17 protein-coding genes are annotated in these 13,145 nt (G+C 39.7%); 9 read left to right on the top strand and 8 right to left on the bottom strand.

Features of this window, described 5'->3' with window-relative positions; translation table 11 throughout:
• The first annotated feature begins 7 nt into the window (after positions 1–7).
• The 3 genes from L4F91_RS09050 to artM are packed head-to-tail and all read left to right on the top strand — an operon-like array spanning position 8 to position 2,090.
• Complete coding sequence (locus L4F91_RS09050) at positions 8–730, top strand: transporter substrate-binding domain-containing protein (RefSeq protein WP_395896088.1); 723 nt, start codon at positions 8–10, stop codon at positions 728–730.
• A gap of 5 nt (positions 731–735) precedes the next feature.
• Positions 736–1,407 carry an arginine ABC transporter permease ArtQ gene (gene artQ, locus L4F91_RS09045; RefSeq protein ID WP_250349530.1) on the top strand — a complete coding sequence of 224 codons (672 nt, stop codon included), beginning with the start codon at positions 736–738 and terminating at the stop codon, positions 1,405–1,407.
• Positions 1,407–2,090, top strand: coding sequence for an arginine ABC transporter permease ArtM (artM, locus tag L4F91_RS09040; protein ID WP_395896086.1), 684 nt, complete (start codon positions 1,407–1,409; stop codon positions 2,088–2,090). The genes artQ and artM overlap by 1 nt, the downstream gene beginning before the upstream one ends.
• 46 nt (positions 2,091–2,136) lie before the next feature.
• Here artM and L4F91_RS09035 read toward each other — a convergent pair whose 3' ends face one another.
• The 4 genes from L4F91_RS09035 to grcA form a co-directional block, all read right to left on the bottom strand.
• Positions 2,137–2,667, bottom strand: coding sequence for a hypothetical protein (locus L4F91_RS09035; protein ID WP_395896084.1), 531 nt, complete (start codon positions 2,665–2,667; stop codon positions 2,137–2,139).
• A gap of 19 nt (positions 2,668–2,686) precedes the next feature.
• A complete protein-coding gene (locus L4F91_RS09030) occupies positions 2,687–3,511 on the bottom strand; it encodes a cytolethal distending toxin subunit B family protein (protein WP_395896082.1) in 825 nt (274 codons plus the stop codon).
• Positions 3,511–4,140 carry a hypothetical protein gene (locus L4F91_RS09025; protein ID WP_395896080.1) on the bottom strand — a complete coding sequence of 210 codons (630 nt, stop codon included), beginning with the start codon at positions 4,138–4,140 and terminating at the stop codon, positions 3,511–3,513. The genes L4F91_RS09030 and L4F91_RS09025 overlap by 1 nt, the downstream gene beginning before the upstream one ends.
• Positions 4,141–4,299: 159 nt before the next feature.
• Positions 4,300–4,683: an autonomous glycyl radical cofactor GrcA gene (gene grcA, locus L4F91_RS09020; RefSeq protein WP_103853427.1), complete on the bottom strand. Its 384-nt coding sequence runs from the start codon at positions 4,681–4,683 to the stop codon at positions 4,300–4,302.
• Positions 4,684–4,965: 282 nt separating this feature from the next.
• Here grcA and ung point away from each other — a divergent pair, with 282 nt between their 5' ends.
• The 5 genes from ung to pfkA all read left to right on the top strand — a co-directional run bounded on the left by ung (position 4,966) and on the right by pfkA (position 9,030).
• On the top strand, positions 4,966–5,634 hold the full coding sequence (gene ung / locus L4F91_RS09015) for a uracil-DNA glycosylase (protein WP_265777320.1): 669 nt from the start codon (positions 4,966–4,968) through the stop codon (positions 5,632–5,634).
• A 21-nt stretch (positions 5,635–5,655) separates the two neighbouring features.
• Positions 5,656–6,432 carry a peroxide stress protein YaaA gene (gene yaaA / locus L4F91_RS09010; RefSeq protein ID WP_265777319.1) on the top strand — a complete coding sequence of 259 codons (777 nt, stop codon included), beginning with the start codon at positions 5,656–5,658 and terminating at the stop codon, positions 6,430–6,432.
• Positions 6,433–6,484: 52 nt separating this feature from the next.
• Positions 6,485–7,036: a hypothetical protein gene (locus L4F91_RS09005; RefSeq protein WP_395897875.1), complete on the top strand. Its 552-nt coding sequence runs from the start codon at positions 6,485–6,487 to the stop codon at positions 7,034–7,036.
• Entirely contained in the window at positions 7,036–7,950 is a 915-nt protein-coding gene (locus L4F91_RS09000) for a cation diffusion facilitator family transporter (protein ID WP_395896077.1), read from the top strand. The genes L4F91_RS09005 and L4F91_RS09000 overlap by 1 nt, the downstream gene beginning before the upstream one ends.
• Positions 7,951–8,064: 114 nt before the next feature.
• Positions 8,065–9,030 (top strand): 6-phosphofructokinase, encoded by a 966-nt coding sequence (pfkA, locus tag L4F91_RS08995; RefSeq protein WP_250349536.1) that lies wholly within the window; start codon positions 8,065–8,067, stop codon positions 9,028–9,030.
• A gap of 77 nt (positions 9,031–9,107) precedes the next feature.
• Here the strand turns inward: pfkA and ndk are convergent, their stop codons facing one another.
• The 4 genes from ndk to L4F91_RS08975 form a co-directional block, all read right to left on the bottom strand.
• Positions 9,108–9,533: a nucleoside-diphosphate kinase gene (gene ndk / locus L4F91_RS08990; RefSeq protein WP_250349537.1), complete on the bottom strand. Its 426-nt coding sequence runs from the start codon at positions 9,531–9,533 to the stop codon at positions 9,108–9,110.
• 8 nt (positions 9,534–9,541) lie between these two features.
• Positions 9,542–10,849: an aminopeptidase PepB gene (gene pepB, locus L4F91_RS08985; RefSeq protein ID WP_395896074.1), complete on the bottom strand. Its 1,308-nt coding sequence runs from the start codon at positions 10,847–10,849 to the stop codon at positions 9,542–9,544.
• 112 nt (positions 10,850–10,961) lie between these two features.
• A complete protein-coding gene (locus L4F91_RS08980) occupies positions 10,962–12,170 on the bottom strand; it encodes a low temperature requirement protein A (protein ID WP_395896072.1) in 1,209 nt (402 codons plus the stop codon).
• A 13-nt stretch (positions 12,171–12,183) separates the two neighbouring features.
• Positions 12,184–12,732 (bottom strand): DUF924 family protein, encoded by a 549-nt coding sequence (locus L4F91_RS08975; RefSeq protein ID WP_250349540.1) that lies wholly within the window; start codon positions 12,730–12,732, stop codon positions 12,184–12,186.
• A gap of 178 nt (positions 12,733–12,910) precedes the next feature.
• Between L4F91_RS08975 and infA the strand changes: the two genes are divergently transcribed.
• A complete protein-coding gene (gene infA / locus L4F91_RS08970) occupies positions 12,911–13,129 on the top strand; it encodes a translation initiation factor IF-1 (protein ID WP_005627617.1) in 219 nt (72 codons plus the stop codon).
• Positions 13,130–13,145: the final 16 nt, after the last annotated feature.

Here is a 13,145-nt window from a genome sequence, read left to right as displayed (position 1 = left end):
TTACACAATGAAAAAATTACTTTTAGCTACACTTTTAGCAAGTTCAGCCGCAATGGTGCAAGCACAAGATATTACCTTTGCAATGGAACCGAGCTATCCACCCTTTGAATTAACCAATGAAAAAGGCGAAATTGTGGGCTTTGATGTCGATATTGCTAACGCAATTTGTAAAGAAATTGAAGCCACTTGTCATTTTAAAAGCCAAGCTTTTGATGCATTAATTCCAAGTTTAATTAAAGGGCGTGGGTTTGATGCAGCAATTTCCGCCATTGATATTACGGAAGCGCGCGCTAAGCAAGTGGCATTCAGCCAGCCTTACTATGAAAGCTCTGCAAGCTTTATCTCGGTGAAAGGGAAAGCAGATTTAGCCACAGCGAAAACCGTTGGCGTGCAAAATGGGACAACTTATCAACAATATGCCAATGCTGAGGCAAAACAATACACAACAAAATCTTACGCAAGCTTGCAAGATGCGGTTTTAGACTTAAAAAATGGACGTATTGATTTGATCTTTGGTGATACCGATGTATTGCGTGATATGTTCGAGAAAAATCCAGAATTAACTTTTGTGGGCGAGCGTGTTACGGATAAGCGTTACTTTAACAATGGTTTAGGTATCGCCGTAAATAAATCTAACACTACTTTAGTGGAAAGTTTAAACAAAGGTATTGAAGCCATTAAAGCAAACGGTGAATACCAAAAAATTTACGACAAATGGATGACTAAATAATCGCTATGTTTGTGGATTATCTTCCTTTAATGTACACCGCAACCCTAATGACTTTAGGGTTGGCGGTGTGTTCTTTATTCTTCGGGCTGATTTTATCACTCATTTTTGTTAGCTTAGAAATGAGCAAATGGCAATCTGTGCGTAAACCGAGTGCTATTGTGATCACCTTATTACGCGGCTTGCCTGAAATTCTCGTGGTGTTCTTAATTTATTTTGGTATTCCCGAAGTTTTGGAATTAATCACAGGAAAATATTTAGAACTTAGCCCGTTCTTTTGTGGCGTGCTTGCACTTTCTATCATTTTTGCTGCTTATGCTTCACAGTCTCTGCGTGGGGCAATTAAAGCAATTCCATTAGGACAATGGGAATCGGGCGCTGCCCTTGGTTTAAGCCGTGGTTACACCTTTTTGCATATCATTATGCCACAAGTTTGGCGACACGCCTTACCGGGGTTGAGTAATCAATGGTTAGTGCTATTGAAAGATACTGCCTTAGTTTCATTAATTGGGGTACACGATTTAATGCGTCAAGCTGAATTGATCAACACAAGAACACACGAACCGTTCACTTGGTATGGCTTTGCCGCATTGATGTATTTAGTGATTACACTAATCAGCCAAATGCTAATCCGCAAGCTTGAATGGCGCTTCACCCGTTTTGAAAGAGGAGTGGAATAATGATTCACGATTATTTCATCACCATCGCACAAGGCATTCCAACAAGCTTATTGCTCACCATTTCGGCACTCTTTTTGGCGTTTATTTTAGCCATTGCATTGACCTTTATTCTTGCTATGGAAAATAAATTATTAAAAAGTGCGGTAAATATTTTCCTCACTTTATTCACCGGCACACCGCTATTAGTGCAATTTTTCTTAATTTATTACGGCCCCGGACAGTTCCAATGGATCGTAGAAAGCCCAGCTTGGGCGCTATTGTCTAATGCGTGGTTTTGTGCAATGCTCACCCTTGCTTTAAATAGTGCGGCTTATTCCACACAGTTATTTTATGGCGCAGTCAAAGCGATCTCCAAAGGGCAGTGGGAAAGTTGTGCGGCACTTGGATTAACTCGTTGGCAAACCCTCAAAATTTTAATTCCTTATGCCTTAAAACGTGCTTTGCCTTCTTACAGCAATGAAATCATTTTGGTGTTTAAAGGCACGTCTCTTGCGTCAACCATTACCATTTTGGATATTATGGGCTACGCAAGACAACTTTACGGCACAGAATATGATGCACTCACTATTTATGGAATTGCAGGTGTTATCTACCTTGCCATCACAGGCATTGCGACATTATTATTACGCAAGTTAGAAAACAAAGTGCTAGTATTTGAGCGACTAGAGTTTAGCAAAGACTAATCGTTTTATATGAGCGGATCATCCTGATCCGCTTTTTTATAGACAATTATTCTTCAGGTAAGGCTGGGGAAAGGCTAGCAGGCATTGCAGCAGGTGCTAAAATCCATAGCAATTTAGTGGATACAGGTTTATTTTCATCTTCTTGGCAAGGCGCAAATTGATAATCGCTATAGCTTTGACCTGCGCTCAAACATAATTCCGTGCGAACAGATTTGATTTGTACTCCACCTAATGTACTTGGGATTAATTGCCATAATGAGCCATTATCTCTCGGATCACAATTTGCTGTAATAAACCGATTTTGAATACTATATAAGCAACGGGGAAATCCTATTGCGCGAAATTGAGTCAGACCAGACTTGGTTAATGAAGTTTCAGAAGGAAGTACTTCGCTAATGATCCATTGCTGATTGCGCATATCCGTATATTGTTGATTTGGTAATGGAACTCCTGTTTCTAAACTTCGCAAGGAAATTAAAGGATTTACTTGTGTTTCATCATCAATCAGAGTGCTAGGTTCGGCATTTGCACAAAGCGAATAGCAGATTAAACTTAAAATAATTAAATGTCTTTTCATTATTATTCCTTTATAAGTATTACGGAACAAAAAAGCCTACAGGTCTATGATCTGATAATAATTGGCTACGAATTTGCCCAAATAGAATAGAAGCAATAATTGCACTTCGAGTGAAACTCGCTGAGTTGCCAATAATACCGTAATCTAATGTTCCCCCACTTTGCTGAGTTGGTGTGGTAGGGGCAATGATATTCACGTGTCTTGCTATGCCCGGTTCAGCCATTTCAAGTGAGCTTTGCAATAAAGAGGGAATACGGTTAAAGTCCCCTACAATCATCCAATTTACATCGCGTTGTTCAGGAATTTGATTAAAATGATCAAATACTGAGCGTACAATTGCAGTGGAATCCACGCCTCGATTAGCTAAGGCATGAATAGAGAAAAATGCATCATTGCCAATTCTTATTCCTATGATTGGACGTGAAACAACCGTTGGGGGTGGAATGACAATCACTTCATCTGCTCGTTGGCGGCTTACAATGGCTAAATTTACCCGATTGGCTCCCACATCTACTCGAGAATAATAAATAAATACATTATCGGGGCGTGAGGTCGTGCCTAAATTCCAAATATATTCGTTTATCGGGATGCCAACACCGACAGGCTGTACGATACGTTCTGTTACCATTGCTGAACTTGGCAATACTCCCGCTTCCTGCACAGCTAAAATATCTACAGCACCGATTCCAGTAATGAGTTGACGAACGCTGATATTCCATTTGTTTTCATTTGCAGCGGAAGAACCTTGTAAATTCCAAGTGGCAACTTTGAAATCTTCTAAACGGGCATTGCTAATCGTTGAACAAAGTAAACACGTCAAAAAGAATAAAGATTTTTTCCACATTATGAGTCTCCTTGGTATGGAATAGGGAAAGGGTTCAAAATAGGCGGAATAATAAACCATTGTTGTTCTAGTGTATTTTGTTCTTCTGTTACACAGCTTGCAAACGTCAAGGACATATAAACTGTTGAGCGAAAGAGTGGGGTACGTAAGCACTGTTGGTTCGCAGCATTTTTTAATGCAATGGCACTATTTGTTAAAGGTAGCAAATCAAACTGTTGGGTTAAATCAGTTGTATTACAGTGAGTATGCACTATACCGTTGCCATGTGATGCTATACAAGTCTCTGTTTGTACATTACGGAAAGAAACAGAACCATTGGGATTTTTGATAATATACCAGTTACGTAAAGAACCAAAATTTTTTGAATCAAAAGGTGAGTACCCCCATAGCCAATTATTAGGTGCTATTGCCCACACAGTGATGATACCAGAGGTAAAACTCATAATACTCACAGGGGATTCTTGCATTGCTGAGTTACCAAGTAAAAGTGGCGTATGAGTAAGTGCGGTAGAATTTCCAACGATTTTTCCTACTTTTCCCGGTGGAATAGGGGTATTACCTAATGGAGCGGTGGTGGAACAGGCTGAAAAAATGAAGATAAATAATAAGTTAATTAGATATCGATACATAATTTATCCATATGAAAATAATTCTTATTAGGTATATGGCATTATAAGTAATCGATTGTAATTATGCTAGTGATAATATGTAAGACAGATAAATTTATGTAAAAAATCGCCCTAATGGTTTAGGGCGATTTTTTCGCGTCTAAACTACGATTAGATAAATTATAAACTTTCAGTGAAAGTACGAGTAATTACATCACGTTGTTGTTCTGGTGTTAATGAATTAAAACGTACTGCATAACCAGAAACACGGATTGTTAATTGTGGGTATTTTTCAGGGTTTTTAACCGCATCTTCTAATGTTTCACGACGTAAAACGTTTACGTTTAAATGCTGACCGCCTTCTACTTTTACAGTTGGAGCAACATCAACAGGTAATTCACGATATTCGATTTGACCTAATTCGCTGACTGCTACGATTTGATCTTCTGTGAAATCACCTTTTGCACATAAACAACGTGCTTCACCTTTTTCACTGTCTAATAGCCAAAATGAGTTTAAAAGATTGTCATTGGCAGCTTGAGTGATTTGAATACCTTTAATCATAAGAACTCCTAAATTTGTTTGTTAATTAATCATAAGTTGGTAGCGATTTTATCAAAAAATTTGACCAATTCAATTATTTTGATATGGATCAGATTGAATTTGCCAAACAAAAATAGTGAAATTGATATACATCAAAAATAAAATGAAATCATTATTTTAAATTTAACATTTAATTAACATTTATTTAAAGAATGGTTAAATAATTAAATCAAAATAGAGGCTGTTAATTTGGGGGGAGGTTATTTATAATCTCATTCTAAGTTTAACGCTGAGGAAAACAAAATGAAAACGTGGAAAGATGTGATTGGTGGCGAGAAAAGCCAGCCTTATTTTCAGCAAATTTTACAGCAAATCCAGCGTGAAAAAGCAGTGGGTAAAATTGTGTATCCGCCAACGAATGAGATTTTCAATGCTTTCAAATTAACCGAATTTGATCAAGTGAAAGTGGTGATTTTAGGGCAAGACCCTTACCACGGTCCAAATCAAGCGCACGGGCTATCTTTTTCGGTGAAGCCCGGTGTTGCGCCGCCCCCTTCGTTAGTGAATATTTATAAAGAATTAGCCAATGATGTGGGCTTTCAAATTCCTCAGCACGGTTATTTAGTCAGCTGGGCGGAACAAGGCGTATTATTATTGAACACGGTTTTAACGGTGGAACAAGGCAAAGCCCATTCCCATTCAAACTTTGGTTGGGAAACCTTTACTGATCGTGTTATTTCAGCCTTGAATGAACAGCGAGAAAATCTTGTGTTTCTCTTATGGGGCAGTCACGCACAGAAAAAGGGGCAGTTTATTGATCGACAAAAACACTGTGTTCTCACAGCTCCCCATCCTTCACCTTTATCGGCACATCGTGGTTTTTTTGGCTGCAAGCATTTTTCTCAAGCGAATGCCTATTTACAACAACATCAATTATCGCCAATTGAATGGCAGCTCCCCTTAATGGTTTAGCATATTTATAAGGATTTCATTATGTTAGCAATTATCTCTCCCGCTAAAACCCTTGATTTTGAAAGTGCGGTAGAAAAATTTGACGTTTCTCAGCCTGATTTAACGCAATATAGCGAACAGCTTATTGATATTTGTCGCCAGCTTGCACCAAATGAGGTGGCGTCTTTAATGTCAATTAGCGATAAATTAGCCGCATTGAATGTGGCTCGTTTTGCCCAATGGGATAAGGTTCACCACGAACAAAACTCACGCCCGGCGATTCTTGCTTTCAAAGGCGATGTGTACACGGGGTTAGATGCAGAACATTTATCTCGTGAGGATATTTTATTCGCGCAACAGCATTTGAGAATGTTGTCAGGCTTATATGGTTTGTTACGCCCTTTAGATTTAATGCAGCCTTACCGTTTAGAAATGGGAACGAAATTAGCCAACCCGAAAGGCAAAGATTTATATCATTTTTGGGGTAATATTATCACGACGACGCTACAACACGCGTTAGATCAACAAGGGGATAATGTGTTGATTAATCTTGCTTCGGATGAGTACTATAAATCCGTCAACGAAAGTGAATTGAATGCACATATTGTGAAACCAGTTTTTTTAGACAATAAAAATGGGAAATATAAAGTCATCAGCTTTTATGCGAAAAAAGCGCGCGGTTTGATGTGTCGCTACCTCATTCAAAATCGGCTCACCCAAGTAGAACAATTAAAAGCGTTCGATCTCGCAGGTTACTGGTTTGATGCCACTTCATCAACAGAAAAGGAATTCGTGTTTAAACGCGATTTGAGTGAATAAAATGAAAGCGCTAATTCAATGGATTAAGGAAAAGAGAAGTGCGGTAAAAAAAATGGGTATTTTTTTCACCGCACTGAGTATTACGGCGTGCAGCATTTCCCCGCAGCTTGCTGTGTCAGAAGCGATTAATCACGGAGGGCAAACTTATTATCTTGCTTCGCAGCAGGATCTCGGTACGATTGCACGCTATGTTTATGTCCCAAAAGGTGAAACTGCTGAGCAATGGCACAGTGCCATTGAGCTGTTGCAAGACCGCAATAAGGATAAGCTTTCTTTAGCCGATCGCATTGCCTTGCGTAAACGTGTTTATCGTAATACTGGCGTGCAACATTTTGATATTTACACAAGAAAAAATGAACTTTTTGCTTTTGTGATTTATGATCCTAGCGCACAAAATCCAGATTGGCAGGTAAATGTGGCGCGGGGTAAAAACATTCCATTTTGTGGGTTTGTACAATATCAATATTCTGTGAAAATTGCCAAGGATCGCAAATTGATGAATATGGCGCATCGCAGAGTAATTCGTTATTTGAAAAAATATATTGTTGATAAAGAAATGCAAAAATTAAACCGTACCCCTTTCGCTTGGAGCTGTAATAGCTAATGCAAGAAGTCTATTCTAAACAGGTGAAGCGGGCTGCAAACTGTGCGATTTTCACCGCGTTGCTATTAATTTTAGTGAAAGGCTTCGCGTGGTGGAAAACGGATTCTGTCAGTATGCTGGCTTCTATTACAGATTCTACGCTAGATTTATTAGCCTCTTTTATGAATATGCTGATCTTGCGTTTTGCTTTAATGCCAGCAGATCATAATCATTCTTTTGGACACGGCAAAGCAGAATCTCTCGCCTCACTTATTCAAAGTGCGTTTATTTCAGGCAGTGCGATTTTCCTTTTATTACAAGGTATTTACCGTTTAACCTCAGCACAGCCGTTAAATCAAACCGCTCTCGGTATTATGGTAACGCTGTTTTCCATTGTGGCAACATTGTTACTGGTACTTTATCAAAGCCATATTATAAAACAAACGGATAGTCCTGCGATTAAGGCGGATCGTTTGCACTATCAAACAGATTTACTAATGAATATGGCGATTTTATGTTCTTTAGGCTTGAGCTTATGGGGCGTACTGTGGGCGGATGCAGTGTTTGCTATTTTTATTGCGTTATATATTTTATTGAATGCAGCAAAAATGTTTTACAATGCCATTCAGTTGTTGCTCGATCAAGCTTTACCCCCAGCAGAAATTGAGCAAATTGAACAGGTTATCCGATCACAACCGAATATTTTAGGCTTTCACGATTTGCGTACTCGCTGCTCAGGGGCGATTCGTTTTATTCAATTCCATTTAGAATTAGATGATCATCTTTCTTTTGTGGAAGCGCATCAAATTACCGATCATCTTGAACAACGTTTACGCCAATGTTTTCCACAGGTGGATATTGTGATTCATCACGAACCGACCAGTGTGGTACAAATAGAACAGGCGCAAGCTGATAGCTTACAGCAAAATAATTAGACCTAAATCAAAATGTGATAGAATTCACGAAATTTTTCTAGAGCAGATTTGGTGAATAGTGTAAGCTACGCACAGTTTTTATATTATTAACTTTGAATAAAGGTATTGACTATTATGATTAAAAAAATTGCCGTATTAACCAGTGGTGGTGATGCACCGGGAATGAATGCTGCGATCCGTGGCGTCGTTCGTTCAGCCTTAGGAGAAGGTTTAGAAGTGTATGGTATCTATGATGGTTACCACGGGTTGTATAACAATAAAATTAAGCAATTAACGCGTTATAGCGTATCCGATGTGATTAACCGCGGGGGAACTTTCTTAGGATCAGCGCGTTTCCCTGAATTTAAGAAACCTGAAGTGCGGGCAAAATGTGCGGAAATTTTACGCTCACACGGTATTGATGCCTTAGTCGTGATTGGGGGAGATGGTTCCTATATGGGAGCAAAATTGCTCACCGAAGAACACGGTTTCCCTTGTGTTGGTATCCCGGGGACGATTGATAATGATGTGGCAGGAACAGACTACACCATCGGTTATCAAACCGCATTAGAAACGGCGGTAACAGCGATTGACCGCTTGCGTGATACTTCAAGCTCTCACCAACGTATTTCAATCGTAGAAATTATGGGCAGACATTGTAGTGATCTGACTATTTCGGCGGGGATTGCTGGTGGTTGTGAATATATTGTGGCTTCTGAGGTGGAATTTAACCGTGAAGAGCTTATTCAACAAATTGAACGCAGTATCATCAAAGGAAAACGTCACGCGATTATTGCGATTACAGAATTAATCTGTGATGTGAATGAACTTGCCAAAGAAATTGAAGCACGCGTTAAACACGAAACGCGTGCAACAGTATTAGGTCATATTCAACGTGGTGGTACACCTTGTGCGTTTGACCGTATTTTAGCTTCTCGTATGGGTGTTTATGCGGTAGATCTGTTATTACAAGGTAAAGGCGGTTACTGCGTAGGTATTCAAAATGAGCAGCTTGTGCATCACGATATTATTGATGCGATCAATAATATGCGCCGTGAATTTAAAGCGGACTGGTTGAAAATGGCGGCACGTTTGGATTAATTTCCTCAATTTTATCCATATAAAAAGAGCCAATTTTTATTGGCTCTTTTGCTCTTTTGCGTTTTGAAATAACAAAATTATTCTGCTCTCGGGCAAATTTCCCCCTCGACAAAGAAATAGGCAATTTCACGGGCAGCGCTTTCAGGGCTATCAGAACCGTGTACGCAGTTTTGTCGTTGGCTAAGTGCAAATTGCTTACGTATTGTCCCTTCTTCTGCTTTTTCTGGATCTGTTGCCCCCATTAAAGTGCGGTAATTTTTAATCGCATTTTCTTTTTCTAGTACGGAAACTACCACAGGGGCGGAAGTCATATAATCGACTAAATCAGTAAAAAATGGTTTGCCTTGATGCTCTGCGTAAAACCCTTCTGCTTGTGTTTGGGTTAAATGTACCATTTTCATTGCAATGATGCGGAAACCTTCACTTTCTAAACGGTTAAGAATTTTACCAATTAAGTTACGTTCTACCGCATCCGGTTTAATGATAGATAATGTCCGTTCCATCTTTCCTCCTATGAATTTGCTTTGTTTAAGAGTAAATGAGCGAGTGTTTGCACACCAATGCCTGTTGCCCCCGCAGCCCATAAATCACTGGCTGATTTACGATAAGTGGCAGAGCAATCAATATGCAACCAATGTTGTTGATAATTCTTCACGAAATAGGATAAAAACGCCGTTGCCGTGCTTGCACCTGCGCCCACCGGCACGGTACCGATATTGGCAATTTGCGCAAATGATGATGAAATTTGATGACGGTGGAATTCTTCAAAAGGCAAACGCCAGAATGGCTCATTGCTGATTTGTGCCGCGTTAAAGAGGTCGGCAACAAGTTCGTTATCCATTGAAAGCACCGAGTGGTAATCATTTCCTACGGCGATTTTTGCCGCTCCCGTTAAGGTGGCACAATCAATAATAAATTGCGGATTTTGTTTATCGGCATCGATTAAACCATCGGCTAGTACTAAACGCCCTTCGGCATCGGTATTTAGCACTTCGGCAGTGATGCCATTACGATAAGTGATAATATCTCCTAATTTCATCGCTTCGGCACTTACCATATTTTCGGCACAGCAGAGATAGAGTTTCACCCGTTGGTTTAACCCTCCTGCAATCGCCATACCTAATGCGCCCGTCACTAACGCTGCACCGCCCATATCCGTACGCATTGTGGACATTGAATCACTCGGTTTTAAGCTATATCCGCCACTGTCAAATGTGATGCCTTTCCCCACTAAACAGGCTAAAACGGGGGCATTCGGATCTTGGCTTGGATTAAAATCCAGTTGTAGCATCGCAGGCTTATGGCTAGACGCTTTGCCTACATTCCAAATGCCTTGATAATTTTTCTCTAATAAGGCTTCCGCAGAAATAATCTCAAAACTTACCGCACTTTCACAGGCGTATTCCGCAGCAAGTTCGGCAATAAATTGTGCAGATCGCTCAGCCAATTTTTTTGGGGTGATCACATCAGAGGGTAAATTAATGATTTCTCTAACAAAATCACCGCACTGAATACGGGCAAATAGTTCTGCTTGCGGTTCGTCATCTAAATGAGGAAATTCAATAGCGTAATCTTGCTTTGCGGAATAAAAACCTTGATAAAATGCCCAACAGTTTTCTAGATCCCAATCTTCACCGACTAATTCTACCTCTTTAATACCTTGATTACGTAATTTGCGCGCAGCTTTCTGAATTAAAGTGCGGTCAGAATTTGGGGCGTTTTGTTTGATATGAACCGTGCCTTCGTCATTGGAAAAACTCAGCAATGCATTTTCGCCCCAGACTGGGCTGGCAGGTTGTGTTGAAAGGTGAATTAACATAATGATTATCCTCATTCAAATTAGATTTAGTTATCCTAATACAAGTGTGAGAAAAATCAAAATGTTAAATCTCCCCTCGCTCACTTTTTAGCGAGGGGAGGGGGGCAAAAACTTAACCGATGGGTTTTGTTTTATAGAAAGAAATCATTGCGATTGGGGCTATTACGGTGAACCAAATTGACCATTGCAGTGGCATACCTAAATACACGCATAGTACGCCGAGGAAGGTGGCTGCGATAGCAAGTACGAAACCAATTACGCTGTAATTCGTATCTTTATCTAAATACCAGCGTAAGAAGGCTAACGCAATAAGATAAATCGCAGTGCAAATGCTTAGGGCGATCATCGCAAATAGCGGTGAAATAGAATGGGCATTGCTGCTTGCGTGTTCAACAACCTCTGCCATCGTGCCAAATTCTTTTACGGCGTCGGCTAACAGTTCAAGACCTGAGCCTAATGCAGTGAGCGCGATAAAAATCAATAAATGTCCATAGCCATAAACTAACGCATTATTTAAGGTACGTTCATTATGTAAAAATTCACCCCAAGGCATTTTGAAATAAAGCCACCATAAAGAAAACATTAGGGCAGAGATACCCAAACCGAGCGGGAATGCTTCAGTAAGCATTGCTTCATTGCTATGGAATAACGGCGTAATGGCGTTGGTGGCGCCTAAAATACCTTCACCTAATACGATGATAACCAATAATCCGTAACGTTCAGCAATATGGTGTGGGTGCCAAGCAGTTTTATTCGCACTTTCCGCCCAAGCTGGCACGCAAAGTTCTAATAATGCCAAGAATGGAAAGAGATTATTGAATAAATAAGGAAAATTCAATGCACTAATAGTCCAGCAAATTTGGGTGAAAATAATCCCGAAGGCATAACGCAAGCAGGTTGTCCGACGTTCCGGATCACTTTTGGCTGCACGAAACCATTGATATGCCATCGCGACCCGCATCACAATATAGCCGATTAAGATCATCGTAAAATCATTATGTTCAAAGACATTATTGATACCAATGGCAAGAATAATTGCACCGAACATTTGTACCATTGTAACAATACGATAACTAAAATCGTCATTGTCATAAGCAGAGGCAAACCAAGTAAAGTTCATCCAAGCCCACCACACACAGAAAAACGACGTGGCAAAATGGATTAAGCCTTCACTGAAATGATGTGCTGCTAGGGCGTGGTGTAAACCACTTGCGGTAGCCGCAATGGCGATCACGAAAACTAAATCAAAATAAAGCTCAAGCGTGGTGGCGACACGATGGACTTCGTGGTGATCGCGGGCTTTCATTAATTTATGAATCATTTAATACTCCAGATTAAAACGAGGAATTCGGTTGATTTAAAAACGCAATTTCTTCCGCTGTCGATGGGCGATTTAAAATCTCATTACGATGTGGATAACGATTAAATTTATCAATAATGGCTTTGTGGCGTAACTCAAAATCCAGCGTGTATTCATCATTTAGCGAACGAAATAAATCAACTGCTTGTTGGTGAATAAAGGCTGATTCACTGTGCATATAAGGCATAATCATAAATTTACGCCATACTGTTGGCAGGCGAGTAAAATCAGCTTGTTTAATCGCTTCTTGGGCTAATGCTAATGCCATCGGATCTTGTGCAAATGCCGCAGGGGTATTGCGGTATAGGTTACGAGAAAATTGATCTAATACAATAATTTCTGCTAAGCGTCCTTCGATGCTTTCACGCCAGCTTGCGCATTCACCTTGTGCTGCCGCTTTTAAAGTGCGGTCAAATTTTTCACGAATTTTATTATCAAAGTCTTCACTTTTTACAAACCAAAAAGGTTGATTTTCCTCGCTGAACCAAAAATCCAGCACCGCTTGTGGTGTCGCAATATTCATAAAATGTCCTTAATTGAAATAAAAAAATGAAGTGAATTTCACGGCGGCAGATTTTACCATAGTTTATTAAAATTTGTGCATTAGACTAAATTTCTAGAAAAAACTTGGTGAATGCCCTTGATAGGAGTATAATTTGCCCGTTTTTTGACTTATTTATTAACTAATATTAGAGGAATTAATGGCTAAAGAAGATTGCATTGAAATGCAAGGCACAATTTTAGAAACCTTGCCAAACACAATGTTCCGTGTGGAATTAGAAAATGGGCACGTAGTTACTGCACATATTTCAGGAAAAATGCGTAAAAATTATATTCGTATTTTAACAGGCGATAAAGTTACTGTAGAAATGACGCCGTATGATTTAAGCAAAGGACGTATTATTTTCCGTAGTCGCTAATTTTTATTCTTCTTAT

Origin of the sequence: Avibacterium sp. 20-126 (genome assembly GCF_044358625.1) — a bacterium.
Classification (GTDB): Bacteria; Pseudomonadota; Gammaproteobacteria; order Enterobacterales; family Pasteurellaceae; genus Avibacterium.
Note: the sequence above shows the minus strand (reverse complement) of the source record. Positions and strands in the feature narration are given on the sequence as shown.